At 68.4% G+C, this 26,965-nt stretch carries 28 protein-coding genes and 1 pseudogene; 18 read left to right on the plus strand and 11 right to left on the minus strand.

The window, feature by feature from the left end:
- Positions 1-18 precede the first annotated feature (18 nt).
- On the plus strand, positions 19-684 hold the full coding sequence (locus EV192_RS34570) for an FMN reductase (protein ID WP_243727255.1): 666 nt from the start codon (positions 19-21) through the stop codon (positions 682-684).
- Here EV192_RS34570 and EV192_RS34575 read toward each other — a convergent pair.
- The gene (locus EV192_RS34575; RefSeq protein ID WP_132122795.1) at positions 610-1,092 is read right to left on the minus strand and encodes a DUF5134 domain-containing protein; all 483 of its coding nucleotides are present in this window, start codon (positions 1,090-1,092) and stop codon (positions 610-612) included. The genes EV192_RS34570 and EV192_RS34575 overlap by 75 nt on opposite strands.
- 149 nt (positions 1,093-1,241) lie before the next feature.
- Between EV192_RS34575 and EV192_RS34580 the strand changes: the two genes are divergently transcribed.
- The 4 genes from EV192_RS34580 (at position 1,242) to EV192_RS34595 (ending at position 4,846) form a co-directional block, all read left to right on the plus strand.
- Positions 1,242-1,910, plus strand: coding sequence for a rhomboid-like protein (locus EV192_RS34580; protein ID WP_132122796.1), 669 nt, complete (start codon positions 1,242-1,244; stop codon positions 1,908-1,910).
- An 89-nt stretch (positions 1,911-1,999) separates the two neighbouring features.
- On the plus strand, positions 2,000-2,266 hold the full coding sequence (locus EV192_RS34585; protein WP_132122797.1) for a helix-turn-helix domain-containing protein: 267 nt from the start codon (positions 2,000-2,002) through the stop codon (positions 2,264-2,266).
- Between the two features lie 46 nt (positions 2,267-2,312).
- Positions 2,313-2,621 carry a hypothetical protein gene (locus EV192_RS34590; RefSeq protein WP_132122798.1) on the plus strand — a complete coding sequence of 103 codons (309 nt, stop codon included), beginning with the start codon at positions 2,313-2,315 and terminating at the stop codon, positions 2,619-2,621.
- A 98-nt stretch (positions 2,622-2,719) separates the two neighbouring features.
- Positions 2,720-4,846: a diguanylate cyclase gene (locus tag EV192_RS34595; RefSeq protein WP_132122799.1), complete on the plus strand. Its 2,127-nt coding sequence runs from the start codon at positions 2,720-2,722 to the stop codon at positions 4,844-4,846.
- Here the strand turns inward: EV192_RS34595 and EV192_RS34600 are convergent.
- Positions 4,824-6,248, minus strand: coding sequence for a cytosine permease (locus EV192_RS34600; RefSeq protein WP_165960772.1), 1,425 nt, complete (start codon positions 6,246-6,248; stop codon positions 4,824-4,826). The two genes, EV192_RS34595 and EV192_RS34600, sit on opposite strands and share 23 nt — an antisense overlap.
- Before the next feature lie 204 nt (positions 6,249-6,452).
- On the opposite strand from EV192_RS34600, the gene EV192_RS34605 reads away from it, so the two are divergent.
- Positions 6,453-7,292, plus strand: coding sequence for an LLM class F420-dependent oxidoreductase (locus EV192_RS34605; RefSeq protein ID WP_132122801.1), 840 nt, complete (start codon positions 6,453-6,455; stop codon positions 7,290-7,292).
- Positions 7,293-7,368: 76 nt separating this feature from the next.
- A complete protein-coding gene (locus EV192_RS34610; protein ID WP_207926367.1) occupies positions 7,369-9,003 on the plus strand; it encodes a flavin monoamine oxidase family protein in 1,635 nt (544 codons plus the stop codon).
- Between the two features lie 10 nt (positions 9,004-9,013).
- On the opposite strand, the gene EV192_RS34615 is transcribed toward EV192_RS34610, so the two are convergent.
- Both EV192_RS34615 and EV192_RS34620 read right to left on the minus strand, forming a co-directional pair.
- Positions 9,014-10,384 carry an aspartate aminotransferase family protein gene (locus tag EV192_RS34615; RefSeq protein WP_132122802.1) on the minus strand — a complete coding sequence of 457 codons (1,371 nt, stop codon included), beginning with the start codon at positions 10,382-10,384 and terminating at the stop codon, positions 9,014-9,016.
- Positions 10,385-10,462: 78 nt separating this feature from the next.
- Entirely contained in the window at positions 10,463-10,936 is a 474-nt protein-coding gene (locus EV192_RS34620) for an Lrp/AsnC family transcriptional regulator (protein ID WP_243727256.1), read from the minus strand.
- 178 nt (positions 10,937-11,114) lie between these two features.
- On the opposite strand from EV192_RS34620, the gene EV192_RS34625 reads away from it, so the two are divergent.
- Positions 11,115-12,491 carry an APC family permease gene (locus EV192_RS34625; protein WP_132122804.1) on the plus strand — a complete coding sequence of 459 codons (1,377 nt, stop codon included), beginning with the start codon at positions 11,115-11,117 and terminating at the stop codon, positions 12,489-12,491.
- 12 nt (positions 12,492-12,503) lie between these two features.
- A complete protein-coding gene (locus EV192_RS34630) occupies positions 12,504-13,934 on the plus strand; it encodes a gamma-aminobutyraldehyde dehydrogenase (RefSeq protein ID WP_132122805.1) in 1,431 nt (476 codons plus the stop codon).
- 3 nt (positions 13,935-13,937) lie between these two features.
- Here EV192_RS34630 and EV192_RS34635 read toward each other — a convergent pair whose 3' ends face one another.
- From EV192_RS34635 to EV192_RS34645, 3 genes are read right to left on the minus strand one after another with little or no spacing between them, the layout of a single operon-like run.
- Positions 13,938-14,144 carry a hypothetical protein gene (locus EV192_RS34635; protein ID WP_132122806.1) on the minus strand — a complete coding sequence of 69 codons (207 nt, stop codon included), beginning with the start codon at positions 14,142-14,144 and terminating at the stop codon, positions 13,938-13,940.
- Positions 14,145-14,147: 3 nt separating this feature from the next.
- Positions 14,148-15,269 carry an inorganic phosphate transporter gene (locus EV192_RS34640; protein ID WP_132123021.1) on the minus strand — a complete coding sequence of 374 codons (1,122 nt, stop codon included), beginning with the start codon at positions 15,267-15,269 and terminating at the stop codon, positions 14,148-14,150.
- Between the two features lie 50 nt (positions 15,270-15,319).
- Positions 15,320-16,159: a helix-turn-helix domain-containing protein gene (locus EV192_RS34645; RefSeq protein WP_165960773.1), complete on the minus strand. Its 840-nt coding sequence runs from the start codon at positions 16,157-16,159 to the stop codon at positions 15,320-15,322.
- A gap of 154 nt (positions 16,160-16,313) precedes the next feature.
- Here EV192_RS34645 and EV192_RS34650 point away from each other — a divergent pair, with 154 nt between their 5' ends.
- Positions 16,314-17,120: a helix-turn-helix domain-containing protein gene (locus EV192_RS34650; RefSeq protein ID WP_243727283.1), complete on the plus strand. Its 807-nt coding sequence runs from the start codon at positions 16,314-16,316 to the stop codon at positions 17,118-17,120.
- Between the two features lie 112 nt (positions 17,121-17,232).
- Here EV192_RS34650 and EV192_RS34655 read toward each other — a convergent pair whose 3' ends face one another.
- Positions 17,233-18,384, minus strand: a complete 1,152-nt coding sequence (locus EV192_RS34655) for a trans-sulfuration enzyme family protein (protein ID WP_132122809.1) — start codon at positions 18,382-18,384, stop codon at positions 17,233-17,235.
- A gap of 61 nt (positions 18,385-18,445) precedes the next feature.
- Here EV192_RS34655 and EV192_RS34660 point away from each other — a divergent pair, with 61 nt between their 5' ends.
- On the plus strand, positions 18,446-19,870 hold the full coding sequence (locus EV192_RS34660) for an aminotransferase-like domain-containing protein (protein WP_132122810.1): 1,425 nt from the start codon (positions 18,446-18,448) through the stop codon (positions 19,868-19,870).
- Positions 19,871-19,957: 87 nt separating this feature from the next.
- On the opposite strand, the gene EV192_RS34665 is transcribed toward EV192_RS34660, so the two are convergent.
- Entirely contained in the window at positions 19,958-20,341 is a 384-nt protein-coding gene (locus EV192_RS34665) for a hypothetical protein (RefSeq protein ID WP_132122811.1), read from the minus strand.
- Between the two features lie 23 nt (positions 20,342-20,364).
- Between EV192_RS34665 and EV192_RS34670 the strand changes: the two genes are divergently transcribed.
- From EV192_RS34670 to dmpI, 5 genes and pseudogenes are all read left to right on the plus strand, one after another.
- Complete coding sequence (locus EV192_RS34670) at positions 20,365-21,282, plus strand: LamG domain-containing protein (RefSeq protein ID WP_279494781.1); 918 nt, start codon at positions 20,365-20,367, stop codon at positions 21,280-21,282.
- Positions 21,283-21,355: 73 nt separating this feature from the next.
- Positions 21,356-21,577, plus strand: coding sequence for a hypothetical protein (locus EV192_RS56245; RefSeq protein WP_243727257.1), 222 nt, complete (start codon positions 21,356-21,358; stop codon positions 21,575-21,577).
- Between the two features lie 42 nt (positions 21,578-21,619).
- Positions 21,620-22,197, plus strand: a pseudogene (locus EV192_RS34675) (class I SAM-dependent methyltransferase).
- Positions 22,198-22,207: 10 nt separating this feature from the next.
- The gene (locus EV192_RS34680) at positions 22,208-23,059 is read left to right on the plus strand and encodes a LysR family transcriptional regulator (protein WP_132122813.1); all 852 of its coding nucleotides are present in this window, start codon (positions 22,208-22,210) and stop codon (positions 23,057-23,059) included.
- Positions 23,060-23,151: 92 nt separating this feature from the next.
- Positions 23,152-23,334: a 4-oxalocrotonate tautomerase DmpI gene (gene dmpI / locus EV192_RS34685; RefSeq protein WP_132122814.1), complete on the plus strand. Its 183-nt coding sequence runs from the start codon at positions 23,152-23,154 to the stop codon at positions 23,332-23,334.
- A gap of 281 nt (positions 23,335-23,615) precedes the next feature.
- Here dmpI and EV192_RS34690 read toward each other — a convergent pair whose 3' ends face one another.
- Positions 23,616-24,140, minus strand: a complete 525-nt coding sequence (locus EV192_RS34690) for a polyketide cyclase (RefSeq protein WP_207926371.1) — start codon at positions 24,138-24,140, stop codon at positions 23,616-23,618.
- A 51-nt stretch (positions 24,141-24,191) separates the two neighbouring features.
- On the opposite strand from EV192_RS34690, the gene EV192_RS34695 reads away from it, so the two are divergent.
- Together EV192_RS34695 and EV192_RS34700 are read left to right on the plus strand one after the other, a co-directional pair.
- Positions 24,192-24,749 (plus strand): TetR/AcrR family transcriptional regulator, encoded by a 558-nt coding sequence (locus tag EV192_RS34695; RefSeq protein WP_132122815.1) that lies wholly within the window; start codon positions 24,192-24,194, stop codon positions 24,747-24,749.
- A 19-nt stretch (positions 24,750-24,768) separates the two neighbouring features.
- Positions 24,769-25,302 carry a hypothetical protein gene (locus EV192_RS34700; protein WP_132122816.1) on the plus strand — a complete coding sequence of 178 codons (534 nt, stop codon included), beginning with the start codon at positions 24,769-24,771 and terminating at the stop codon, positions 25,300-25,302.
- 46 nt (positions 25,303-25,348) lie between these two features.
- Here the strand turns inward: EV192_RS34700 and EV192_RS34705 are convergent, their stop codons facing one another.
- Complete coding sequence (locus EV192_RS34705; RefSeq protein ID WP_132122817.1) at positions 25,349-26,962, minus strand: phospholipase C; 1,614 nt, start codon at positions 26,960-26,962, stop codon at positions 25,349-25,351.
- Between the last annotated feature and the right edge of the window lie 3 nt (positions 26,963-26,965).

Consider the following 26,965-nt stretch of genomic DNA (forward strand, 5'->3'; position numbering starts at 1 on the left):
ACGGGTGTTGCACAGCGTGTGACAACACTCGCCGTGATCTCAGCGGGCCTGAGCCAGCCCTCGTCCACCCGCCTGCTCGCCGACCGGTTGACCGCCGCGACCCGGGCCGACCTGGGTGACGTCGACGTCCAGGTGATCGAGCTGCGGGACCTGGCCGTGGACATCGCGAACAACCTCGTCACCGGCTACCCGAGCCAGGCGTTGCGGACCGCCGTCGACACGGTCACCGGCGCGGACGGCGTGATCGCGGTCACGCCGATCTTCACCGCGTCCTACAGCGGCCTGTTCAAGTCGTTCTTCGACGTCATCGAGGACACCGCGCTGGTCGGCAAGCCGGTCCTGATCGCGGCCACCGGTGGCACCGGCCGGCACTCGCTCGCCCTGGAGCACGCGGTGCGGCCGATGTTCGTCTACCTCCGGATGATCGTGGCGCCGACCTCGGTGTATGTGGCGACCGACGACTGGGGTGACACCGGCCTGGCCGAACGCGTGTCCCGGGCCACGGGCGAGCTGGCGGCGTTGATGGCGAACCGGCCGATCGTGGCCGCGCCGCCCGCTGTGCTGCCGTTCGAACAGCAGTTGGCAGCGCTGCGAAAGACCGAACCGGCCTCACACCATGGTCAACAGCAGCACGCCCATGCCGAGGCTCATCGCGGCGTGGCCGGCGGCGTCCAACGGGCGTAACCGCCGTCGCAGCGCCCCATAGCCGAACGGGAGCGACGCGACCACGAAGTACCAGGCCAGCACCGCGGTGACGACCGTGATCACCGATAGTCGGCCCACCGACATGGTGACCACCATCCACGCCATCGCCGCCGCCATCAGGGCGTGGTGCATCGCGGGCAGGCCCTCGGACCGGTGTGGGACCGTGGCCAGGCCCGCGAACCAGAACGTGACCGCGCCGAAGTACGTGACCTGCAGCCACACCGGCAGTTCGGTGCCCCAGACCATGCCGATCATGGTCAGGCCCATCAGGACGTGGGTGCCGCGGGTGATCCGCTCAGAAGTACAGGCGACCGGCCGCGCGCACCCGACCAGGAACCACGTCGCCGCGGCGGCGAAGACGACCGTCAGTGCCCAGCTCGCCGGCATCGAGCCACCTCCACGTTCCACTATCACCCGCCGACCGGGTGTGACAAATCGCCCAATCGGGCAGTGGCTCTCCCGAGCTTTCCCGAGAGTCCGCTGTGAGTACAGACCTCAGGCGGCGCGCGAACTCATCGGTGAACTACCGTTCAAAAGTGACCTTTGTGCGGCGCAACCCGGGAACCGTCGCCTACCTGGCGTTGCTCCTGGCGGGGTCGCTGGTGGTGTTCGGGATCCTGCCGGACGACGCCGCGGACGACGCGCTGCGATCGGTGAGCACGAACCTGGCCAACGTCGACTGGCTGTTTCCGTTGCGGCTGCTGGCAAGCGGGCTCGTCGCCGACCCGTCGGCGTACACCTTGGTGCTCGTCCTGGCCGGCGTCATCGGCTCCATGGGATGGTTGGAGCGGCGCTTCGGGGCGGCCAGGGCGTTCGGGATCTTCCTCGCGGTCCACATAGGTGTCACGTTGCTGACGTTGCTGGTCGTCGTGGTCGGCGTCCGGACCGGGTTCTACCCGCCGGCCGTCCGGGACGACCTCGACTACGGCATCAGCTACGGCGCGATCGGGTGCGCCGCCGCGGTCACGGGCTTCCTGCCGAGATGGGCGCGGGTTCCGGCCGCGCTGGTGGTGTTGTTCGTCCCGTTCGTGGCGGCGGAGTGGTACGGCTGGGTCCCGGACTTCGCCACGATCGGCCACGTCCTGTCGGCGTTGGCCGGCTTTGTCACCTCGGCCGTGCTGGTGCGCAGGCGAACTGTCCACAGTCACCAGTCGAGCTGGGGGAATGCCCGAACGGACACTCCGGTGTGCACCAAAACTCACTGATCAGGGCCCGTCGGACGGCACTTTCCTCGGTAGCGTCGGTGTCGGCGCCACACCAGGTCCTCCTACGGTTGCTTCGGGAGCCCGCCGAGATGCAGACACGCTCGCGGAAAGATCATCACGTCGTCGTGCTCGACCAGGAACAGCGGAACCTGTTGCACCTGCTCGCGTCTGGCCTGCCGGACACCGCCATCGCGCGCCGCATGTGCCTCGCGCCAAGGACTCTGGCCCGCCGGATCGCGAGCCTGTACGAGATGCTCCACGCGGACAACAGGTTTCAGGCCGGGGCCGCGGCCGAACGGCTCGGCCTGCTGGACGGGGACGGCCCGGCGGGCTCCTCGACCCGGCTGGCCGGCTAGCCCGTTACTCGAACACCTGTTCGACGAATATGGTAGGTTCAAGGTCATGCCGAGTCGCGTGATCAGGGTCTACCAGCCGTGGCCGACGCCGGTGCGGGCCGCCCGCTACACCGACGCGTCGGTCCTGCCGGAGATCAGCGCGTGGGTCACCCGGCTGCGGGAGCAGGGACTGGTCCCGCCGGACGTCGACTTCGCCATCCGGGACGGCGCGGACGGCCTGGTCGGCGTCCTCGGCGACCGGTGCGGCGAACACGAGCTCCGGCCGACCGGTTTTCTCGTCTTCGGTCGCCGCGGTCTGCGAATACTCGACGAGGCGTCGTTCTTCGGCCAGTACCACGATCCGGATGTCGGTTAGTCCCAATGGGTTGACTCGTCCGAACCGAATGGTCGCGGTTCGGCCCCGCGTGCGCGCGTCTGCAATAGTGTCCGTGTGCGCACAGTCAAGGGAGCCGCATGAGCGGGCGCCCGCCGCGGCCCGCAAGGGCCTGGCTGTTGTATCTCGCGGTAGGACTCGGCATCGAGGTCGTGTACTACCTCGTGCCTGCCAGCAGCGGCGGGGTGGTCGCCCGGGTCGTGCTGTACTGCCTGGTCTCGGCGTCGGCGAGCGTCGCGGTGTTCGTCGGCGTGTGGCGCAACGAGCCGAGGCCGCCGCTGCCGTGGATCCTGCTCGGGTTGAGCCAGGTGGTGTACGCGTCCGCCGACGCGTACTTCTATGTCGCGCACTACCTCCTAGGGGATTTGGACTACCCGTCCGTCGCCGATCCGCTGTACCTGGCGCACTACCCGCTGGTCGTCGCCGGGCTGCTGTTGTTGATCCGGCAGCGCAGGCCGGGGCGTGACCTGCCTGGCGTGCTCGACGCGGCGGTGCTCGCGGTGGTGGCCGCCATGTTGTCGTGGCTGTACGTGATCGGGCCGCAGGCCCGGATGGACTCACCGATCCTGGCGAAACTGGCGTCGCTCGGCTATCCGGTGATGGACCTGGCGCTGCTGTCCGTGGCGTTGCCGCTGGTGCTGGGCGAGGGCAGCCGGCCACGGTCGTTCTTCCTGCTGACCGCCAACCTGGTCGGCATCATGACCGCCGACACCATCTACGTCCTGCAACAGCTCGCCGGCACGTACCACGCCGGGAACTTCCTGGACGCCATCTGGCTGACCGCGAACCTGGCGCTCGGCACGGCCGCGCTCGACCCGACGATGAGCAGGGTCGGCGAGAAGGCGCCGCCCCGGGTGTCCCGGCTGGGGCCGGTGCGCATCGCCGTCACGTTCGCCGCGGTCCTCGTCGCGCCGGCCACGCTGGTCGTCCAGTACGTCACCGACTCGCTGCAGGACGTCCTGGTGGTGGCGGTCGCGTGTGCCGTGCTGTTCCTGCTGACCATCCTCCGCATGGTGGGACTGGTTGCCGCGCAACGGAAACTCGCCATCACCGACGGCCTGACGGGGCTCTACACCCGACGGTTCTTCGAGGCCCAGCTGCCGATCGAGCTGGCGCGGGCCCGGCGCGCCAACGGTTCCGCGGCCGTGCTCATCATCGACGTCGACCGGTTCAAGTCGATCAACGACCGGTACGGGCATCCCGCCGGCGACCGGGTCCTGATCGAGATCGCGGCCCGGCTGAGCCGGACCGTCCGCAGCGGCGAGGTCCTGGCCCGGTACGGCGGCGAGGAGTTCGCGCTGGTGGTGCCGAACATCAGCGAGGAGACCCTGCCGATCGTCGCGGAACGCCTGCGGGCCCAGGTCGCGGCCGGTCCGATCGCGATCACCCAGCAGACCGCGGTGCCGGTCACGGTGTCCGTGGGCACGGCCAGCTACCCGGTGCACGGCGACACCCCGGGCGAGCTGGTGTCCATGGCCGACCGGGCGCTGTACGCGGCGAAGGCGTCGGGCCGGGACCGGATCGTGGTCACGGGCCTGTTGTCGGCCAACGGCGCCCCCGGGCCGGACGTCGACCGGATGCTCGTCGACTACCTGTGCGAGGTGGCCGACCAGGTCGACGGCTGGCTGTCGAGCTACGAGCACAGCCGCGCGATCGGCCGGTGGTCGACGGTCCTGGCCGAGCGGATGGGCCTGGACACGACCGCGGTGCGCTGCTCGGAGATGGCCGGCCGGCTGCACGACGTCGGCAAGATCGTCATCCCGGAGTCCGTGCTGCGCAAGCCCGGCACGCTCGCCGAGGACGAGTGGCGGCTGGTGCGCAGCCACCCCGACTTCGGCTTCCGGCTGGCCCGGATGCTGCCGGGGTACGACGGGGTGGCCAGGGTGATCCGCCAGCACCACGAGCGGTTCGACGGCCAGGGCTACCCGGAGGGCTTGTCCGGCAACGAGATCCGGGTCGAGGCGCGGCTGCTCGGGGTGTGCGACGCGTGGGCGGCGATGCGCTCCGACCGGCCGTACCAGCCGGCGCGCACCGAGGACGAGGCCCGGGTGGAGATCCGCGACGGCCGGGGCACCCAGTTCGACCCGGACGTCGCGGACCTCTTCCTAGACCTGCACCACAAAGGTTTGGTGGGCGAGCTTCAGCTGATCGTGCCCACCGCCGACGGCCTGGTGTTGCCGCCGATCAGCCATCCACGTCCGCGCTAGCGAACCCGAGCAGGGTCCGTGCGCCAGACGAGCGGGCAGCGACGGTGCCGAGCAGGAGGTAGACGAGGCCGGCGATCAGCCATGCCTCAACGGGAACGAGCCCCAGGCTTGGTGTGGACCCCTGGCCGGGCAGCAGGCCGAGGCCCCAAGCCCCGAACAGGACGGCCACGAGCACCGCGGCGATCGCCGGCCAGTTCGCCAGGCCGGCCGCACGCCAGCTCGGCACCGCCGCCGGACGCTCCACAGGCGACAGTCGCGGTAGGACGAACTTGTCCACGCACATCACCACGGTCGCGCTGGGCAACGCGATCGACGTCCACCCGGCGATGCTGAAGAACCCGTTCTGCAGGTGCGGGAACCACCAGGTGAACACGGCGGCCACGCCGGCCATCAGCAGGCACGTGTAGAGCCTGCGCCAGCCCTTGGCCTGGCCGAACAGGTTCTGGCCGGCGTTGATCATCTCGTAGTAGTTGCCGTCGTTGATGGCGATCTGCAGCACGGTCGCCACGATCGCGCCCAGCCACAGCGCCCCGAACAGCGAATACTCGACGGAGTAACGGAAAGCCGGCCCGATGTCGTACTGGCCGACGCCGGACAGCGCGCCCATCAGCCACCCACCGGCCACGAACAGCACCAGCCCGATGGCGAACGCGACCACGAGCGGCAGCGTCGGCCAGAAGAACCGCGGCTTCCCGTACCGCCAGGTGTCCGGCTCGTTGCCCCACATGACGGCCCCGATGGCGAGGCCCACGCCGGACAGGAACGGCAGGTTGTCGCTGGTCCCGGCGCCCATCACGGCGCCAGGGACCGTGGCGATGCCCTTGACGAGGAGGTACACCATCCACAGGATCATCAACGGCGCCACCAGATACCGGGCGAACGCCGCGATCCCGCCGAACCCGAACACGTTGTTCGTGACCCCGACGACGGCGAGGACCACACTGATGAGAACGACGTTGCCCCAGCTGAACAACCCGTCGTACAACGTGGCCAGCAGGTTGAACGCGAACGCCGTCCACCCGGCCGCGACCCCGATGAGGATGAGCGAGACCACGACCGACCCGATCTTCCCGAAGATCGACCGGGTCAGCAGACTGTGCGTCAACCCGGTCGTGGACCCCAGATAGGCCGCGGGTAAGGCATACAGCAGGTAGGCCACGGCGCCGACCGCCCCGGCGCCGACCGCGCGCCACAACGAGTATCCGGCGTCGTGGTACTGGAATCCGAGGAACAGGTACGTGAACCCGGCAGCGAGCGTGATCCACAGCGCCGTGAAGTGGTACAACGACCGCCGTTGGCTCAGCGGCACCTCCCCGGCATCGCTTGTCGAGTAGTCATGGGACAACCCGATGACCAGCTCTTGACCGGTCGAACTCGGTGATGTCGATGAAGTCGCAGTCACGTGCCACTCCCGCCTGGTCGGTTGGTGGGCAAACGTTAACCCCGCGAGCCACGCGGTAGGTTCCCCGGGGATGGTGTCATCGCGTGACGATCTGGTGGAGCCCCGACTTTGGGTACCAACGGTTGCGAAACCGCCGGACGGGTCTCACCCATAGTGAGGGCCGCCATGTTGCGAAACTGAAACACGTTCTAATATTGTGGGTGGATGCGCCATGGGGTCGTGTTGTTCGCGAGCGACCGGGGGATCACTCCGGCTGATGCCGCGCGGGCCGCGGAGGACCACGGGTTCGACACCATCTACGTGCCGGAACACACGCATATCCCGGTGAAACGGGAGTCGCCGCATCCGCGGACCGGCGATTCGTCCCTTCCGGACGACCGGTACAAGCGGACCTTGGACCCCTGGGTGGCCCTGGCCACCGCCGCCTCGGTCACGTCCACCATCCGCCTGGGTACGGCTGTCGCGTTGCCGGTGGAGAGCGATCCGATCACCCTCGCCAAGACGATCGCGACACTCGACCATCTGTCCGGTGGCCGGGTCACCGTGGGGGCGGGCTTCGGGTGGAACGTGGACGAACTCGCCGACCATGGGGTGCCGGGGGAGCGGCGGCGGACGGTGCTGCGTGAGTACCTCGAAGCCATGCGCGCGTTGTGGTCCATGGACGAGGCGAGCTATCAGGGGGAGTTCGTCGCTTTTGGACCGAGTTGGGCGTGGCCCAAGCCGGTGCAGCCGAGGATTCCGGTGTTGGTCGGGGCCGGCGGCACCGACCGGACGTTCCGGTGGATCGTGGCCAACGCGGACGGCTGGATCACCACGCCGTCCGAAGTGGACATTGACGACCAGGTGGCGCGGCTGCGGGAGATGTGGCACGCGGCCGGCCGGGTGGGGGAGCCGGAAATCGCCGCGTTGGGTGCCCGGCCGGATCCGGAGCGGTTGGCGCACCTGGCTTCGATCGGGGTGACCGAGGTGATCTTCGGGTTGCCGGACCGGGCCGCGGCCGAGGTGACGGCGTGGGTCGGCCGGCTGGCGCGAAAGCTGACATAACACCGTGGTTTCACCACGGATTTCGTTGCGTTCCACCCGTTGACAGTGCGGAATTCGTGCTGCTTCGATCTGGGGTGTGCCGCGTACCGAGATGTTCCGCTTCCTGCGTCGGGTCGCTGTCGACCATGCCGCCGCCGACCGCCTCGGCGTGCCCGTCCTGGAGTTCCGCGAGGCCAGGCTGGCCCGCGAGGCCGGTACGTTCAGCCGCCGGACCGTGTTGAAGATCGGTGGCGCCGTGGGTGGCGCGGCGCTGCTTCTCGGCGTTCCCCGCCGGGCGGCAGCCGCTCCCGTCGTCAAGGGGGACAAGCCGCGAGTGGCGATCGTCGGGGCCGGCATCGCCGGTCTGAACGCGGCGCTCACCTTGGCCGACGCGGGTATTCCGTCGACCGTCTACGAGGCCACGGACGGGGTCGGCGGCCGGATGTACTCGGAGCGCGCGTACTGGGACGCCCACCAGGTGTCGGAGTACGGCGGCGAACGGATCGACACCGGGCACACGGTGATCCGCGACCTGTGCGCCCGGTTCGGCATCGGCCTCACCGACGTCCGCGCGGCGGCCCCGAAGGGCAGCCACGACGTCCTGTTCTTCGACGGCGCCTTCCACTCGCACAAGCAGTTCGTCCAGGACTTCGGCCCGGTGTACAAGGCACTCCAGGACGACATCGCCAAGGCGCCGGACTTCCCCACGTGGGACGCGAGCACGCCGGCGTCGACGGCGCTGAGCAACATGAGCGTCCAGGAGTGGATCGCCACCCGGGTACCTGGCGGCTACCACACGTGGCTGGCGCGGTTCATCGACGACGCCTACGTCATCGAGTACGGCCGGGAGACCTGGGACCAGACGGCCGTGAACCTGGTGTACCTGCTGGCCGAGCAGGGTGACCTGAACAATCCGGAGATCTGGGGCGGGTCGGACGAGACGTTCCACATCACCGGCGGCAACCAGCGGCTGCCCGAGGCGATCGCCGGCCACCTCCCGGACGGTACGGTCCGGCACGGCTGGCGGCTGGACGCGATCGTCCGGAACGCCGACGGCACCCAAACCCTGACGTTCAACGGCCACAAGCAGATCACCGCGGACCGCACGATCCTGACGGTGCCGCTCGGTGTCCTGAAACGGATCGACTACCGGCGGGCCGGGTTCGACCCCAGGATGAAGGCCGCGATCGCGAACCTCACCATGGGGTTCAACACCAAGCTCAACATGCAGTTCACCGACCGGCCGTGGCTCGGCCGCGGCCCGTGGCCCGGGACTTCGACCGGGTCCAGCTTCAGCGACACCGGCTACCAGCAGATCTGGGACGCCACCGCCGGCCAGGCCGGCACCGCGGGAATCGCGATCCAGTACGGCGGCGGCGAACGCGCCCAGGAATTCCAACCCGGCAAGCCGTTCGCCACCAGTAGCGACCCGTACGTCCGCGCGGCGGTCCACCGGAAGCTACGTCAGTACGAGGCCGTCCTGCCCGGCATCACCCGCCACTGGACAGGCAAAGCGACCCTGTCCGCCTGGCACCTGAACCCGTACTCCCACGGTGCCTACAGCTGTTTCCCGGTCGCATATTGTCACCTGTATGCAGGATACGAAGGCCAGCACCAAGGCAACATCCACATCGCCGGCGAGCACACCTCGTTGGACTTCCAGGGATTCATGAACGGCGGCGCCGAAAGCGGCGCCCGCGCCGCCAGCGAGGTCCTGGCGGCGCTGCGCTGACCCAACGCGCTTAGAGCAGGTCCCAGGCGTGGGTGAGGACCTTGCGGAGGGTCTGCTCGATCTCGTCGAACTGGTCCTGGCCGCAGATTAGCGGTGGCGAGAACTGGATGACCGGCTCGGCCCGGTCGTCCGCGCGGCAGTACAGGCCGTTCTCGAACAGGGCCGTGGACAGGTAGCCGCGCAGGACGCGCTCGGACTCCTCCGCGGTGAAGGTCTCCCTGGTTTCCTTGTCCTTCACCAGTTCGATGCCGTAGAAGAAGCCGGCGCCGCGGACGTCACCGACGATCGGCAGGTCGTATAGCTTGTCCAGAGTGGACTTGAAGGCGTCCTCGTTGGACAGGACGTGGTCGTAGATGCCGTCGCGTTCCATCAGGTCCAGGTTGGCCATTGCCACCGCGCACGACACCGGGTGGCCGCCGTAGGTGGAGCCGTGCATGAACGTGGTGGTGCCCTTGAGGAACGGCTCCATCAGGCGGTCGCTGGCGAGCACCGCGCCGAGGGGCGAGTAGCCGGAGGTCAGGCCCTTGGCGACGGTCAGCAGGTCCGGTTGGTAGCCGTACCGCTTGGCGCCGAAGTCGTGGCCGAGCCGGCCGAACGCGCAGATCACCTCGTCGGACACGAGCAGCACGTCGTACTGGTCGCAGATCTCACGTACCCGTTCGAAGTAACCCGGAGGCGGGACGAAGCAGCCGCCGGTGTTCTGCACGGGCTCCAGGAACACCGCGGCGACCGTGTCCGGGCCTTCGAACTCGATGGCCTGCGCGATCTGGTCGGCGGCCCAGCGGCCGTACGCCGCGTAGTCGTCCTGGTGGACCGGGGCGCGGTAGAAGTTCGTGTTGGGGACCTTGATCCCGCTGGGCACCAGCGGTTCGAAGTCCTGCTTCGCGGCCGGGATGCCGGTGATCGACAGCGCGCCCTGTGACGTGCCGTGGTAGGCGAGCGAGCGGCTGATCACCTTGTGCTTGGTGGGTTTCCCGGTCAGCTTGAAGTACTGCTTGGCCAGCTTCCAGGCCGTCTCGACCGCCTCGCCGCCGCTGACCGTGAAGAACGCCCGGTTGAGGTCGCCTGGCGCGGCCGCGGTGATCCGTTCGGCCAGCTCGATCGCGCGTGGGTGCGCGTAGCCCCACAGCGGGAAGTACGCCAGCTCGGCGGTCTGCCGGGCGGCGGCCTCGGCGAGTTCGGTCCGGCCGTGCCCGACCTGCACGGCGAACAGGCCGGCGAGGCCGTCGAGATACCGCTTGCCCTCGGTGTCGTACACGTAGGCACCTTCACCGCGCACGATCACGGGCACCGGGCTGTCGGCGAAGCCGGAGTGGCGGGTGAAGTGCATCCACAGGTGCTCACCCGCCGAGCGGGACAGGTCTTCAGGCGGCGGTGTCATACCTCGTTTATCGCATATCGAAACGTTGATCGCAAGGGAATCCGTGGTTACGGATCGCAAAATCTGCGGATTTCGTTGTCATCGGGTCCCCCACTGGTAGGACTGCTTGCACAGCCTGAGGTAGACCAGGGTCTCGGCGTACCGTACGCCCGGGACCGTGCGGATCTTGGTGGAGATCAGGTCCAGCAGGCTCGCGTCGTCCTCGCAGATGACCTCGCACAGGATGTCGAACCGGCCGGCGCACACCACCACGTAGTCGATCTCGTCCATCGCGCTGAGCGCGTCCGCGACCGGGTCGAGCGGGCCCTCCACGTTGATCGCGATCATGGCCTGCCGGAACAGCCCGACCTGCATCGGGTCGGTCACCGCGACGATCTGGATCACGCCGGCGTCGGAGAGCTTCTGGACCCGTTGCCGGACCGCGGCCTCGGACAGGCCGACCATTTTGCCGATGGTCGAGTACGGCAGCCGCCCGTCCTCCTGCAGCAGCTCGATGATCCGCTTGGCGATGTCGTCGAGCAGGGGGTGCTGAGCGGCGTTCTTCCTGTTCACGAGGGCATTATCGCTGCCACCGCCGGGTCGGGCACGCGACACCCGTCACCGTTGAAAACGGATCAAGAGCGGCTGAAGACAACGGATTTCGTTGTAAAAGGGACGTTGACATCGCTGGATTCGCGTTGTTCGATGCGTCACACCACACAAGGGGGCGGATATCCCGAGGAGACCTACGGTGACCGACACAGCGACGACGCCGGCGCCCACCCTGAACGACACCGCGCCGCGGCCGCTGACTCGGTCGATCGGGGTCGTCGGCGGCACCCTGCTCACCCTGAGTTGCCTGACACCCGCATCGTCCCTGTTCGTCGTCGTGCCCCCGTTACTCGGGCAGACCGGTACCGGGACCGTGCTCACCATCGTCCTGGCCGCCATCCTGTGCGTCGGGGTGGCGTTGTGCTACTCGGAACTGGGCACGCTCGTGCCGAGCGCGGGCGGCGAGTACGCGATGGTCGGCACGCTCGCCGGCAGGTTCGCCGGCTGGATGATGTTCGTCCTGTCGTTCATCATCGTGCTGATCATTCCGCCGATCATCGCCCTGGGCACGGCCGACTACATCAGTTCCGTCGTGGACATCCCCGCGCCTGTGGCGGGCGCGGCGGTGATGATCCTGTCGACGTTGATGGGCCTGCTCAACCTGCGCGCGAACGCATGGATCACCGGCATCTTCCTGAGCCTGGAGATCATCGCCATCGCCGTCGTGTCGTTCCTCGGCTTCACACACGTCGCACGCCCCGTCGGCGTGCTCGTCCACCCCACCCTGACGGAGCCGTCGTCGCCGCTGGGCGCGCTCACGATCATCGCCGGACTCGCCGTCGCGCTGTTCGTGCTGCAGGGATTCACCACGGCCGTGTACCTGTCCGAAGAGATGCACAACCCGCGCCGGACCGTTGTGCGTACGGTCTTATGGACGCTCGGTATCGGTGCGGTCGTGGTGATCATTCCCGTCATCGCGATCACGCTTGGCGCGCCTGACATCGCGACTCTCACCGCGGGCGACGTCGCGGGCATGGTCACGTCATGGAGCAACACGGGCGTGGGCACGTTCATCAGCCTCTGCATCGCCCTGGCGATCATCAACGCTGTCATCGTCATGGTCATTCAGAACTCGCGCGTGCTGTACGCGTCCGCTCGCGACCGCGCGTGGCCTGCGGTAGCCAACCGCGCCATCAGCACGGTCAGCAAGCGGTTCGGTTCGCCGTGGGTCGCCACGCTGATCGTCGGCCTCGGCGGCGGCGCGCTGTGCTTCGCGCCCGTGGACACGTTGAACGGCGTGACAAGCGTGGTCGTGACCGCGATGTACCTCGGCGTCGCCGTCGTCACACTGTTCGGTCGACGCGGCTCGTTCGGCAAGGCCTCGGCGTGGCGGATGAAGGGTTGGCCGGTGCTGCCCGTGCTGATCTCGCTGGTGCTCATCTACGTTCTGGTTCAGCAGAGCTGGAGTGACTTGCTGATCACACTTGCCACACTCGTGGCGGCTGCCGTCTACTGGGTGCTGTACCTGCGGCCCCGCGCGGCGAACCGCTGGGTGGTCACCGTCCCGTCCGAGTAGGAAGCGATTCTCTTGTCCGACAAGCAAGTCTTCCGCAATTTCGTCAACGGCGAGCACACCGACGCGGCCGACGGCCGTACGCTCGACATCGTCAACCCGGCCACCGGGGAGGTCTACGCCACCTCGCCACTGTCCGGACAGTCCGATGTGGACAAGGCGGTCGCGGCGGCCGAGGCGGCGTTCGAGAGCTGGCGGGACACCACGCCGGCCAGCCGCCAACTCAGCCTGCTGCGGATCGCCGACGCCCTGGAGGCGCGCGCCGAGGAGTTCAACCAGGTCGAGGCCGAGAACACCGGCAAACCGCTGGCCGTGACCAGGGTGGAGGAACTGCCGGTCGCGGTCGACCAGATCCGCTTCTTCGCCGGTGCCGCCCGGATCCTGGAAGGCAAGTCGGCCGGGGAGTACATGGACGGCTTCACCTCGTACGTCCGGCGCGAGCCGGTCGGGGTCTGCGCCCAGGTCACGCCGTGGAACTACCCGCTGATGATGGGGATCTGGAAGATCGCCCCAGCGGTGGCCGCCGGCAACACCGTGGTGCTGAAGCCGTCGGACACCACCCCGGCGAGCACCGCGCTGCTGGCCGAGCTCGTCGCGGAGTTCCTGCCGCCGGGTGTGGTCAACGTGGTGTGCGGCGACCGGGACACCGGCCGGGCCCTGGTCCAGCACCCCACGCCGGCGATGGTGTCGATCACCGGCTCGGTCCGGGCCGGCATGGAGGTCGCCGGCGCCGCCGCGGCGGACCTCAAGCGCGTCCACCTGGAACTCGGGGGCAAGGCGCCGGTCGTGGTCTTCGACGACGCCGACATCGACGCCGCCGCGGCCGCGATCGCCGGCGCCGGCTACTTCAACGGCGGCCAGGACTGTACGGCGGCGACCCGGGTGATCGTCGCCGAAGGCATCCACGACGACTTCCTCCTGGCCCTGTCCGCCGCCGCGGCCGAGACCCGGACAGGCGGGCCGGACGAGGACGTCACGTACGGCGCCTTGAACAACGCGGCACAGTTGGAGCGGGTCGCCGGGTTCATCGACCGCCTCCCGGCGCACGCGACCGTGCAGGCCGGCGGGAACAGGGTCGGCGACCGCGGCTTCTTCTTCGCGCCGACCGTGGTGTCCGGGTTGCGGCAGCGGGACGAGATCGTCACCACCGAGGTCTTCGGTCCGGTGATCACCGTCCAGAAGTTCGCCGACGAGGCCGAAGCCATCCGCCTCGCCAACGACGTCCAGTACGGCCTCGCCTCGTCGGTCTGGACCAAGGACCACGCCCGCGCGATGCGGATGACCCGCCGGCTCGACTTCGGCTGCGTGTGGGTGAACACCCACATCCCGATGGTCGCCGAGATGCCGCACGGCGGGTTCAAGCACTCCGGGTACGGCAAGGACCTGTCCATGTACGGCCTGGAGGACTACACCCGGATCAAGCACGTCATGTCGGCCCTTGGCTGACAGCTACTTCGCGACGACGAGGTAGATCCCGTACCCGACGATCGCCGCGCACGCGAGGAGGCACACGCCGGCCACAGCCAGGGCGGTTGTGCCTCCTTCGGCGCGGCGACCGTAGGAGACCACGGCCAGTGAGAACAACGTGACCAGCCCGACGCCGGCGACCAGCGCGATGACGAAGACCTCACCGAGGCCACTCCAGTTGACGTGCATCGGTCAGCTCCCCGTCGTCGCCAGCTCGGGTACGTCGTTGACATTGTCGGCGTGCACCGGGTTACGCCTGGACATCATGTAGATCCCGGCCGCGATGGCGACCGCGATCAGCGCCACGATGATCGTTCCCGCCGTGCCCTGGGACGCGGTCTCACCGGCGAGCGCGCCGACGACGGCCGCGGCGGGCAGTGTCAGCAGCCACGCGATGACCATCCGGCCGGCGGTGCCCCACCGGACTTCGGCCAGCCGCTTGCCGATGCCGGAACCGATCACACCGCCCGAGCACACGTGCGTGGTGGACAGCGCGAACCCGACGTTCGACGACGTCAGGATGGTCGCGGCGGCGGCTGCCTCGGCCGCGAAGCCCTGCGGGCTCTCGATGTCCGTGATGCCCTTGCCGAGCGTGCGGATGATCCGCCAGCCACCGAGGTACGTGCCGAGGGCGATGGCTGTGCCGGCGCAGATGATCACCCACACCGGCGGCTGCGACCCGGGAGCCAACGAGCCCGCGGTGATCAGCGTGAGCGTGATGATGCCCATCGTCTTCTGCGCGTCGTTCGTGCCGTGCGCCAGGGAGACCAGCGACGCGGACACGATCTGGCCGGCACGGAAGCCCGCCGTGCGCGTGGTCGAGTCGGTCCGGCGGGTCAGCTTGTACGCGATGAAGGTCGCGAGACCGGCCACCACGCCCGCGACGAGCGGAGACGCCACCGCCGGAATGAGCACCTTCTCCACGACCGTGGTGAAGTGCACCGCACTCGACCCGGACGCCACCCACGTGGCCCCGATCAGGCCGCCGAACAACGCGTGCGACGAACTCGACGGCAGGCCCAGCAACCAGGTGGCCAGGTTCCAGATGATCGCGCCGACCAGGCCGCCGAAGATGATCGCCGGACTGATCCGGCCCTCGTCCACGATGCCGCTGGAGATCGTCTTGGCGACCTCGACGGACAGGAACGCGCCACCCAGGTTCAGCACCGCCGAGATGGCCACCGCCACTTTCGGTTTCAGCGCACCGGTCGCGATGGACGTGGCCATCGCGTTCGCGGTGTCGTGGAAGCCGTTGGTGAAGTCGAACGCCAACGCCGTGACGATGACAACGATGACGATCAAGGAAACGCCCATCATGCGCACACCGTAGATGTGCAAGGCCAACACAGGGTTAACGCAGGCGATCACTCCTCGGCGCGGGACAGGCGCGCGAGCACCCGGCAGATCCACACCAGGCTCTGCCGCGGACTCAACGCCAACGCGGCCACCATCTCGATGATCCGCCGGGCGTCCGCGACCTGCTCCGGATCCTCGACCGCGACCAGCCCGAGGGTGGTGTCGGTGAACGCCACGTCCGGGTCGTCCGCGTCCGGGAACGACAGCACCACCAGGGATCCGCGCAGTCCTTCGTGGACAGTCTGGCCGTTCGGCACGATCTGGAGGGTCACGTTCGGCAGCTCGGCGCGTTCGGCCAGCTGGGTCAGTTGGGACCGGGGAATTCCTTGGTGCAGCGCGGTTTCGTGGACCAGGGCGTGCAGGGTCAGTGGCGGGTCGGCGAAGAGGCGTTGCTGGCGGCGCATCCGGATCTCGACCTCGGTGTCGATGGCTTCCTCGCTGCGCTGCTTTCCGGTGTGGGCGAAGACCTGCCGGGCGTACTCCTCGGTCTGCAACAGCTCCGGCACGTAGCCGAGCTGGAACTCGGACTTCGTCGCCGCCTCGTCCTCCATTCGGAGATATCGCGGGTCTTTCAGCTGATACGGGCGCCACCATGGTGGTTTCCTCGCGTGCTCCCAGAGGTCCAGATAGGGCTGCCAGTCGCTGGACAGCACCCCGTAGATGTCGAGGATGGCGCAGAGTTCGTGGTAGCTCGGCAGTTGGATGGTCTCCAGCCGGCTCAGCTTCTTCAGCGGGATGTGCGCCCGTTCCCCGGCTTCGGCCTGGGTGAGACCCGCTCTTGTCCGGAGTGCCCGGACTTCGCGGATCAGCTTGCGGCCGAAGTAGTTCGGCTCAGGTGTGTGCCCCATGTGTGTTTCTCCCCGTGAACCCCAGGTTGGTGCGCACCATCTTTGCCGGTACGCATCTGCTACGCAATGTATCGATCGGGCGATAGATAGTCGCCGTGAGTCACCGCTACTCTCTTGCTGCATGGGCACAACCAGCGTCGGCGTACCGCGACTTATGACACTCGCGGGGGCTCTCCGGAACGCGCGTCGCAGGGCGCGACTGACGCAACGCGATGTCGCGCGCCACATGGGCGTCGTACACACCACGATCGGCAGGTGGGAGAACGGCGAGAGCGCGCCTGACGCGGACGACGTGTCCAAGCTCCTGACGTTCCTCGGCGTCACCGGCGAGGAACTCGACGACATCATCGCCCTCGCCACGGACACCGGTGAGGACGCCTGGCCCGGCGTGTCACAGCAACTCGCCGGGCTGCTGCGGTGCGAGCGCGCGGCCAAGCAGATCACCAACTGGGAACCCCTTGTCGTGCCTGCGATGCTGCAGACCAGCGAGTACGCGCGGGCCATCCTCGGGTCCGGCACGCTCACGCCCGCGGAGATCGACACCCTGGTGACCGTGCGGATGGGCCGGCGCGACGCGTTCATGCGCCTGGACGCGCCACAGGCCGCGTTTCTGGTGGCCGAACCCGTGATCCACGGTGGGATCGGCGGTCCGCGCGTGATGGCCGGGCAACTGCGCCGGCTGCTGGACCTCGGCAAACTTGATCCGGTCACGATCCGGCTGGTGCCGATGGACGGCGAATGGCATCCCGGCTTCGCCGGATCGTTCCACTGCTACAGGTTCAACTATGACCGCACAGTCGTGCACATCGAACACCACCGGGCCGGCCTCTTTGTGGTGGACGACGACGATGTGGCCGCTTACGAGCTTGCGACGGACACGATTCGCCGGGTGGCGATGAGCCCGGAAGAGTCCGCGGAACGCATCGCCGAAGTCCTCACCACGCTGGAGAACCGGCTGTAACCCGCGGGCGTATCTGACTACGAGGGACTGGCCGTCACCGGCACAGCCCTCGGGGATCCGCCAGGGGGAGCGGTGGCGGCCCGCGGGTTCTCCCTTGCCCGGCCCGGCACCGTCACATGTCGAGCGCCTGGGCGACGTCCGCCCAGATGTCGTCCGGGTGCTCGACCCCCAGGGCGATCCGGACCTGGTTCGGCCCGACACCGGCGGCCCGCATCTGGTCGTCGCTCAGCGACCGGTGGGATGTCGTCGCCGGATGCATCACGATGGTTTCCGTGCCGCCCAAGGAAGGCGCGTTCAGCACGAGCTTCAGGGCCCGCATGAACACCAGGGCGTCGGGCACGTCGAACGCGACCGTGCCGCCGTATCCGCTCAGCAGCTTGGCGGCCCGCTCGTGACTCGGATGCGAAGGCAGGCCAGGGAAGTGCACGGCCCCCACCCGAGGGTGGGCCGCCAGGTGCTCGGCCAGGAACACGGCGTTCGAGCACTGCCGTTCCACCCGCAGCGGCAGGGTTTTCAGGCCGCGCACGATCAGCCACGCGGCGAACGGGTCGATCATCACACCGAGTTTGACCGCGTGCTGCCAGGCCGCGAGGTACCGCTCGCGGTCGGCGAAGACGGCGACGCCGCCGATCACGTCGTGGTGGCCGCCGAGGTACTTCGTGGCCGAGTGGATCACGATGTCCGCGCCGTGCTCGATCGGCCGGCACAGCAGGGGAGTGGCGAAGGTGTTGTCCACCACCGTCACCAGACCGGCGTCGCGGGCGACTGCGGCGAGCGCGGGCATGTCCGGCACGTGGCCGACCGGGTTGGCGATGGTCTCCAGGTGCAGCAGGCGGGTCGTCGGGCGGATCGCCGCGCGCAGCTCGTCCGGCGCGACGCCGTCGATGTACGTGACTTCGAGGCCCCAGCGGTCGACCAGGTTGTTCAGGACCGACACCGTGCCGCCGTACAACGCGCGCTGCGCGATGACGTGGTCACCGTGCCTGAGCAGTGAGTGGAACACGGCGTTGACCGCGCCTGTCCCTGAGCCGGTCGCGAAGGCTGCGACGCCGCCTTCCAAGGAGGCCATCGCGTCTTCGAGGGCCCGCGAGGTCGGGTTGGCGTATCCGCTGTAGACGAACGACTCCGGGCCGGTCATCGCGGCACCCACGGCCGCGGGCTCGTCGAAGACGAAGTTCGCGGTCTGGTACAGCGGCACGGCGAGCGGCCGTCCGGGGTCGGGCGCGGTCAGCCGGACCGCTCGGGTTTCGCGGTGGTACGTCATGGCCCCGAGTCTCGAAGATGAATTGGACCCGCCATAGGGCCAATCTGGCATCATTGGTTTGGTGACCACCCCGGATGACCTGATCGCCCGGCTCGGCCGCTGGTCGGCCGGGCACGGTCCGCTGTACGTGCTGCTGGCCACCCGGATACGGCAGCTGATCGACGACGGCGCCCTGCCGCCGGACACCCCGCTGCCGCCGGACCGCACGCTCGCGGCCCGGCTCGCGGTCGGCCGGACCACTGTCGTCGCCGCGTACGACCTGCTGGCCCAGGACGGCAAGATCATCAGGCGGCAGGGCAGCGGCACCCGGGTCGCGCCGGCCGTACTGCGGTCCGACCCGAGCCGGCCGGTGGACGGCGCCAACCCGCTGTTCATGCACCTGCTCGAACCCCTGGACAACGTCCTGCAGCTGACGTGCGCGGCGCCGAAGGTGGTGCCACCGGAGGTGAAGGACGCGTACATGCGCGCCCTCGACATCAGTTACGTCGGCGACATCGGCTACCGCCCGGTCGGGCACCCGTTGCTGCGCGAGGCCATCGCGGCCCGCTACACCCGGCGCGGCGTGCCGACATCGCCGGCCGAGATCCTGGTCACCACCGGCGGCCAGCAGGCGTTGGCGCTGCTGGCGAAGCTCCTCGTCGGGCCGGGCGACCGGGTGGTGGTGGAGGCGCCGACGTATCCGGGCGCGCTGGAGGTGTTCCGGGAGTCGTCGGCGGTGTTCCGGCCGGTCGACCCCGGTGACGTCGACGCGGTCGTGCGACGGATGCGCGAGGACAGCCCGGCCGCGGTGTACCTCATTCCCACCCACCAGAACCCGACCGGATCGGTGCTGTCGTCGTTGGCGCGCAGGCGGATCGCCGAGGCGGCGCTGATGTACGGCACGAAGGTGATCGAGGACGAGGTGATGGCCGAGATCGGCTTCGATCACGCGCCGCCGCCGCCGCCGATCGCGGCATACGCGCCCGTCCTCACCGTCGGTTCGTTGAGCAAGGTCATCTGGGGCGGCCTGCGGGTGGGCTGGATCCGCGGCCCAGAGGCGCTGATCATGCAACTCGGCCGCATCAAAGCCATCCACGACCTGGGCAGCAACGTCCCCGCCCAACTGGCCGCCGCCTACCTGGTGGCCAACCTGGACGCACTGCGGGCGGTCCGGATCGCCGCCCTGCGCGCCAGCCACGACCGTCTCTGCGCGGGCCTCGCCGCGCATCTGCCGTCCTGGCGGTTCACCCAGGCGCTTGGCGGCCAGACCCTGTGGGTCGAACTTCCGCACGGGGACGCGACCTCGTTCGCCCAACGCGCGCTGCGGCACGACGTCGCGCTGCTGCCCGGCGTGTCGCTGGACGTGTCCGGCGAGAGCAAGCGCCACCTGCGTATCCCGTACCTGGAACCACCGGACGTCATCGCCGAGGCGGTGCTGAGAATCGCGTCCGCGTGGCGCGACTATGTGCCCAGCACGGCCACATCGCTCACTTCGCTGGTGGTGTAGTCGGCTGTGCTGTGCTCCATCTGAGTGAGGGTTTGGTTGCCGGGCAACCTTTCCGGCGGGCAGGGCGACTTCTGGTCGTACCGTCTCTCAGGGGTCACCCGACGCCTCGACCTGGAACGGTGCCGGTCCGGCCACGGTCGGCCTGGGCACCGCCCCGGCGGACGTCAGCCGGTCGTTCTTCGTCATGGATTTGTCGGCCGTGCGGGACAAGCGTACCCACCGGGCCAAGTCAGCGGTGGCGTCGGGCACGTCGGGGTGTTCACTGTCAACGCCGACGGCGATACCGATGTGACCGGGTTCCTGTACGGCCTCGCCGATCCACCGTTTACACCCCTGGCCGCCGACCGGCCAGGCGGCGTCGCCACGGTGCGGATCACGCCGCTGCGACGCGCCACCAACACGCTTTACGTGCGATCCGTTGACGCGGCCGGAAATCTCGGGCCGATCGCGCGATACACCTTCCGTGTCCACACCCAGACGCCGCCGGTGGGATATTGGCCGCTGGACGACCACGGTTCCACAGCCGCCGACACCTCGGGCAACGGCAACGACGGCGAGCTACGCGGCGGAGCCACCTGGCACCAGGGCAGAATCGGCAGCGGAGCAGCCAGCCTGAACACGGCGCACGCGTCGTCACCGTCCGGCCGTCGGTTCCCACCGAGCAGAACTTCGCTGTGTCCGCTTGGGTCCGGCTCGCCGGACGGGCCGGCAGCGGTGTCGCGATCAGCCAGGACGGCGGCTTCGCGCTCGGCTATTCGTCCGATGTGGACAAATGGGCGTTCACCGTGCGCGGGTCGAGCGGTCAGGTCGACGTGGCGGTCGCGGACGCCCCAGCGCAACACGAGGTGTGGACCCACTTGGCCGGGGTGTACGACTCGGCGGGAACCGGGTCACTGCGGCTGTACGTCAACGGCCGCCAGGCCGGCGGCACCGCCCACCTGACCACGTCGGCCGCGGCCCTGCCGCTGTCCATCGGCGGCGGCCCGGCCTTCTGGCGGGGAGCCGTCGACGACGTCCAGGTCTTCGACCGCGCGCTGGGCGACCGTGAGCCCCAGGACCTCGCTCAGGCCCCCGCCCTGCTCGACGCTTCGTGGAGCTTCGACGAAGGCAGCGGAACCGCCACGGCGGACAGTTCCGGCAACGGCCACTCCGGCCGCTTGACAGGCGGCGTGTCCTGGCAGCCGGGGCGCCGCGGCGCGGGATCGCTCACCCTGGACGGGGCGACCGGTTCGGTACGCGTCGACCAGCCGATGATCCACACCGAGGACAACTTCACCGTCGCGGCCTGGGTCCGGCTGGACGACAAAACGGGCGGCGCCCGGGTCGCGGTGAGCCAGGGCGACCGGTCAACGGGCACGTTCACGCTGGGCTATCACCCGGACATCGAGATCGCGGAACTTTTCAACGAATAAGTTATCGTCGGGCGCTTTCGAAAGATTTGTTAATGTGATATAATAGCCGCAGGTGGTTATAAGGTCTGCTGGTATGAATAGCGTTGCTGTGAAAAATACCGCGTTGCTGGCCGCTGCCGCGCGGGCCGCCCACCTGATTGTCGACGCCGAACCGCGGATCTTCGCGGACACTCTCGCGTATGCCATCCTGGGCGCGCGGGCCGAGGAGTTGGTCGGCTACCACCGGTTGCACGGCGCCCATGTCGTGTTGTCCGGTGCCCGGACGAGTGTGGTCACCCGGAGCCGGTTCACCTAGGATCGGCTGGCCGAGGCGGTCGCGTGCGGGGTCGGGCAGTACGTGATCCTGGGCGCGGGCCTGGATTCGTTCGCCTGCCGGTCCCGGCTGGACGTGCGGTGTTCGAGGTCGACCACCCGGCCACCCAACAAGGGAAACGTCTTCTGCTGGACGCCGGGTCCATCGCTTCCAGTGCCACGTTCGTGCCGGTCGACTTCGAATCCGACGCGCTGCTCTCCCGTCTCGTCGAAAACGGTTTCGACCCGGCCGAACCGGCGGTGATCAGCTGGCTCGGCGTGGTCATGTACCTCACGAGGGGCGCAATTGACCGTACCTTGGCTGAAATCGCGAAATGCGCGTCCGGGACTGAACTGGTTCTGGACTATCTGCTCACCGAGGACCTTCGGGACGAACGCGGCCAGACATATGTGGACATGGTCGCCTCGCACGCGGCCGAGAACGGCGAACCGTGGCTCAGCTTCTTCACCCCGGACGACATGGCCGAACTCCTGGAACGCCATGGCTTTCGGGCGATCTGGCAGGCCGGGCAACGTGAGTCGGTGCCCGGGGCGCTCTGGGACAGGACGGACGCGGTCGTCCCGTCGACCCTCTCGGTGATCGCGCACGCCGTGCTCGGGTGACACTGTTGGGGTGGAGCTTCGCCAACTTCGGTATTTCGTGACGGTCGCCGAGGAACTGCATTTCGGGCGGGCGGCGGACCGGCTGCACATCGTGCAACCCGCGGTGAGCCAGCAGGTCCGCAAACTGGAGCGGGAGCTGGGGGTCGAACTGTTCGACCGGTCGCCGCGCACGGTCCGGCTGACCGCCGCCGGCCGCCTGTTCCTGCCCGAGGCGCGGGCCGTGCTGGCGGCCGAGGCCAGGGCTCGTGATGTGGTCGCCTCGTTGAACCGTACGGTCCTGCGGCTCGGCACCAGCGACGGCCTCGGCGAACACCTGGACCGCGTGCTGGATCGGCTCAGCTTCGAGGTCGAGCTGGTCTCGGCGGCCACCCAGGCGAGGCTGGACAGGGTGCGGGCCGGCGAACTGGACGCGACCTTCGTGCGCGGTGTCGGCGCCAGCCCTGGCCTGCGCCTGATCCCCCTGTGGCAGGACCAGCTCACCATCGCGCTCCCGGTGAACCACCCACTGGCGGACGCGCCGTCGGTGGACCTCGCCGACCTCGCGGACATGCCACTGAGGCTGGCCGAACGCGGCCGGAACACACCACTGCACGACCTGGTGGTGACCGCCTGCCGGGCAGCGGGCTTCGACCCCGTGTTCGGCCCGCCGTTCACCACGATGCAGGACACCCTCGCCAGCATCGGCCGCAGCGACACCTGGACCGTGCTGTACGAGTCGCACGCCCGCCGTCTGCCGACACCCCGCGTGGCGTTCCGCCGGACCACCACGCCGATCCGCATGACCACCTTGCTGGCCGTGTCCGAATCCAGCCCGCCAAAGTACCTGGACGAACTGCTTAGGGCGTGCGATCACGACTCGTGATCGCAGCGAGAACAGAGTGGGTCTTGGTCGGCGGACCGTTCCCCTGTGGACTGGTGTCAGCGAGAAAACCTAGTGACACCAAGGAGAACGAGATGCCGATCGTGACGGTCCAGCAGGGCCCGCGAACCACCGAACTCAAGCGCGAACTGGTGAAGCAGATCACCGACGCCTTCGTGACCGCCTACCAGATCCCAGCGGAAACCGTGCAGGTCTGGATTCACGAAGTCCCCACGGACAGCTGGGGCGCCGCCGGAAAACTCACCGCTGACAAGTAGTGAACGAGCGGCCCTGCCCAGGGGCCGATGGCGGCCGGGCACCGGCAGGCGGCCGGCCGCGGGCAGGCCTGCTGGCGTTGGCAGGTCCCCGGTCGTCGGTAGGTGTCTGGTCGTCAGTAGGCGGCCGACCGCCGCCAGGTGTCTGGTCGTCGGCAGATGACTGGTCACCGGCAGGTCTGTGTGCGTTGGCAGGTGGCCGGCCGCCGGCAGCTCTGCATGCGTCGACACGCGATCTAGCACTGACAGGAAACCGAGCGGAGCCTTTCCGGCTGCCTGAGGGGTCATCCGGGAAGGCCGCGTCGGTGGTCGCGCTCTGCGTACTTCTTCAGTGTCAGCAACTGTTTGCGCGTCATCAGCAGGTCGCCCCATGCCATTAGGCGGCCCCGCAGGTGTCGGTCGACCACCAGCCGGCACACCAGTCGACACGAGTCCGGGCCGGCGGGTTCGGCGGCGTAGGTGATGGCCATCCGGCCGAACAGTCGCTCGGCGGACGGCAGCCCGCGGCCGGTGAACTGGTGGCCTGGCTGGACGTCCACCAGGTCGAACACCATCAGCCGCTGTCCCACGGTCAGGTTCTCGGTGCCCGGGACGAGTTCGGTCGGGCTCCGGCGGCCCCAGTTGTCGACCAGGTCGTAACTGTAGGGCGCCAACGAGATCTGGCACATCCACCGGTACATCAGGTCGGCCGGCGCGTGCACGGTCACCGCCCTGTCCAGGACGCGCACCGGGCCGGTCAGGCAGTCGCCGGCGGGGTAGGGACGGGCCCGTTCCGTTTCCGTCGCTCCCCAGTTGCTCGCCGTGATCATCAACGGCCTCCGTACGGTAGCGTATGTTCTTCCATACGGTACCGTACGGGAATGGCGACAAGAAAGCGCCTTGGCCGTACCGACTGGACGGACGCCGCCCTGGAAGCCCTGGCGGAGGGTGGGCTCGCCGCGATCGCGGTGGAACCCATCGCCGCCCGGCTCAACACCACGAAGGGCAGCTTCTACTGGCACTTCGCCAACCGAGACGCCCTGGTAGCGGCCACATTGGAGCGATGGGTCGACGTGCACACCGAGGCCGTCATCCGCGAAGTGGGCAAAGCCCCACCCGCAGATCGCCTGGACCGCCTGTTCGCCACCGTCTTCAGCCACGCCCTGGAGAACCGCGTGGACCTGGCCCTCCTCGCCGACGCGGACGACCCCATGGTCGCGCCAGTGCTCGCATTGGTCACCGAGCGTCGCGTCGCGTTCATCACAGAGTGCCTACTGGAACTGGGCTTCACGAAACAACAGGCCCGACACCGTGCGGTACTGGCCTACACCGCGTACATCGGCCTCGTCCACGCGCAACGCGCCAGTGGTGGGAAACTCCTGCCGGTCGCCGCCCGCGCCGGCTACCTGGACTTCCTCAAACAGGCCCTGACCCCATGAAAGCCGGTACGGTCCGTGAGTGTTGTCGCGGACGAAGGTTGTAGTGATCATCGTGTTGTCGGTGGTGGGCGTCTCCGCGATCGGAGTCCTTGCCGGCGCTGTCCTTCTGCACGTCGGGAAGACGAGTTGTCCCGACGTCGAGGAGGCGATGGCGCAAGAGCTTGCCGACAGCACAGTGTTGCGACTCGTCCCGCCGAACTCGTCGAGCGTCTACAGGTACGTGACCAAGCCGTGCAAGGACGACGACAACATCGGACAAGTGGGCATCGGTTTCGGTTTCTCCGGCGCCGACTCGGCGTTCCTCGACTACTACAAGACCGAACTGCCTCCGCTTGGTTGGACATTGCGCGGCGAGCTGCCCGCGGAGGTTCCAGGGGAGGGACTGGCCCTGGGACGTCCTCAGCTGTGCTTCGAGAACACCGGCAAACCTGGTGTCATCCTGAACGTCGATCTCCCCATCCCGGCCATGGGGGACCTGCCGGCCTCCCCGTACTTCCTGGAGTACCGGTTCACCAGCGAGGGGCTGTCTTGTAGCGACGTGCAACGTCCCTGACGGAAACCCCCGCGAGTCCGGGGACTCGCGGGGGTCGGGTAACACGTCAGTGGCGGGCCACTGCTCCTGTTGCCGGGTCCAATGTCAGGCGGTCGGCCATCGGCCACCAGAAGTTGAACATGTTCCACAGCCCGCCCGCGCGGCTGTCGAACGAGTGGTCGCCGATTCGCCCGGCGAACCAGTTGTCCTCGATGAAGCGCAGGACCGAGGCCTGGTCCGTTTGGGTGTGGTCGACGAAGTTCGGCTTGCTGAACGGGGAGATCACCATCAGGGGCAGGCGTGGGCCGTAGCCGCAGCGGTCGGCGTAGCCGTCGAGCCGGGTGGGCTTGGCGGTGCAGACGGCCTGGTCTTGTGCGGCGTCGTGGGAGCCGTTGACGATGTCCGAGCTGACGTGGTCGTACCAGCCGTCGGAGTCGTCGTAGGCGAGGACGATCGCGGTGGACCGCCACTCCGGTGAGTGCTGGATCTTGTTGATCTCGCTGACCACGAACTGCTGTTCGTCCAACGGGTCCGAGTACCCGGCGTGCCCGTCCTGGTACTCGGGGGCTTTCAGGAAGCTCACCGCGGGCATCGACCCGGCCTTCAGCGCGGTGTCGAAGTCGGTGATGTCGTACTGGTGGTTGGCCTGGTCGGTCTGGCCGATGGCCTCCGCCGACGACGGCGGCAGGTGCTTGGGGTTCGCCGTCGACCGGTAGTACTGGAACGGCTGGTGGTGCGGGCTGTAGTCGCCCACCGTGAAGCCGCCGGTGTTCTTGTGGGTCTCGCCGCAGACCGCGAAGCCGTTGGCGGTGCCGGTCGGCTTGAAGCCGCCCTGGAACCAGCCCCACGTCACCCGCCGCTGGTTCAGCAGGTCACCGACGTTGCGGCCCTTGAGGTCGGCGAGGTTGTCCTTGGTGGTGTGGTTCTTGTCCGAGCAGTCGTCCCACGCCGGGTCCGGGTCGTTGATGACCGTGCCGATGCCCTTGGCGTCCGGCGAGACCACGGCGTACGCGTCGGTGGTCGGTTCGTGGGTCACCGAGGTGACCGCCTGCGCGCCGTGTGTCTGGCCGGAGATCAGGTTCAGGGCACCCGGGGTGGACGGGCCGAACACGGTGTTGAACGAGTTGTCGTTCAACGTGTAGTGCTGGGCGTAGTTCCACATCCCGGTGACGGTGTTGCCGTCGTAGTAGTCCATCACCAGACCCGGCTCACCGAACAGGATCGGCTGTCCGGTGCACTTGTCCGTCTCGGTCTTCTCGACGAACTTGTCCATCCTGCCGCCGTTGAACGCGGCCTGCTCGGCGCCGTACCCGTGGTTCTGGTCGCAGGTCATCGCCTGCTCGTGGGTGAGGCGTTTCGGGTTGTACGCGTTCGGGTTGTGGGTCAACAGGTCATGGCTGAGCCCGTTGACGCGAGGGGTGCCCCGCCTGGCCTGGAACGGCGTGCCGTCGGTGTTGGCCGCGTTCGGGTACGTCCCGAAGTAGTGGTCGAACGAGATGTTCTCGCCGAAGATCACCACGACGTGCTTGATCGGGGTGATCGTCGGCAGCCACTCGGCCGGCAGCCGGTGTAGCGGTTGCGCTTCCGCCGTGGCCGCGGCGGAGCCAGTGACCACCGCCAGCACGGCCGCCGACGCGAGGGCGCCAACGCCGTACAGTGTTCTGCGGCGTCGTAAGTTCACTGG

The sequence above is a fragment of the Actinocrispum wychmicini genome, from assembly GCF_004345645.1.
Lineage (GTDB): Bacteria > Actinomycetota > Actinomycetes > Mycobacteriales > Pseudonocardiaceae > Kibdelosporangium > Kibdelosporangium wychmicini.

Excerpts from the sequence above, each read along its gene's own strand:
- EV192_RS34575 (WP_132122795.1), bottom strand. The coding sequence starts at position 1,092 with ATGCCGGCGAGCTGGGCACTGACGGTCGTCTTCGCCGCCGCGGCGACG.
- EV192_RS34585 (WP_132122797.1), top strand. The coding sequence starts at position 2,000 with ATGCAGACACGCTCGCGGAAAGATCATCACGTCGTCGTGCTCGACCAG.
- EV192_RS34590 (WP_132122798.1), top strand. The coding sequence starts at position 2,313 with ATGCCGAGTCGCGTGATCAGGGTCTACCAGCCGTGGCCGACGCCGGTG.
- EV192_RS34595 (WP_132122799.1), top strand. The coding sequence starts at position 2,720 with ATGAGCGGGCGCCCGCCGCGGCCCGCAAGGGCCTGGCTGTTGTATCTC.
- EV192_RS34605 (WP_132122801.1), top strand. The coding sequence starts at position 6,453 with ATGCGCCATGGGGTCGTGTTGTTCGCGAGCGACCGGGGGATCACTCCG.
- EV192_RS34615 (WP_132122802.1), bottom strand. The coding sequence starts at position 10,384 with ATGACACCGCCGCCTGAAGACCTGTCCCGCTCGGCGGGTGAGCACCTG.
- EV192_RS34635 (WP_132122806.1), bottom strand. The coding sequence starts at position 14,144 with ATGCACGTCAACTGGAGTGGCCTCGGTGAGGTCTTCGTCATCGCGCTG.
- EV192_RS34640 (WP_132123021.1), bottom strand. The coding sequence starts at position 15,269 with ATGGGCGTTTCCTTGATCGTCATCGTTGTCATCGTCACGGCGTTGGCG.
- EV192_RS34645 (WP_165960773.1), bottom strand. The coding sequence starts at position 16,159 with ATGGGGCACACACCTGAGCCGAACTACTTCGGCCGCAAGCTGATCCGC.
- EV192_RS34650 (WP_243727283.1), top strand. The coding sequence starts at position 16,314 with ATGACACTCGCGGGGGCTCTCCGGAACGCGCGTCGCAGGGCGCGACTG.
- EV192_RS34655 (WP_132122809.1), bottom strand. The coding sequence starts at position 18,384 with ATGACGTACCACCGCGAAACCCGAGCGGTCCGGCTGACCGCGCCCGAC.
- EV192_RS56245 (WP_243727257.1), top strand. The coding sequence starts at position 21,356 with ATGAATAGCGTTGCTGTGAAAAATACCGCGTTGCTGGCCGCTGCCGCG.
- dmpI (WP_132122814.1), top strand. The coding sequence starts at position 23,152 with ATGCCGATCGTGACGGTCCAGCAGGGCCCGCGAACCACCGAACTCAAG.
- EV192_RS34690 (WP_207926371.1), bottom strand. The coding sequence starts at position 24,140 with ATGATCACGGCGAGCAACTGGGGAGCGACGGAAACGGAACGGGCCCGT.
- EV192_RS34695 (WP_132122815.1), top strand. The coding sequence starts at position 24,192 with ATGGCGACAAGAAAGCGCCTTGGCCGTACCGACTGGACGGACGCCGCC.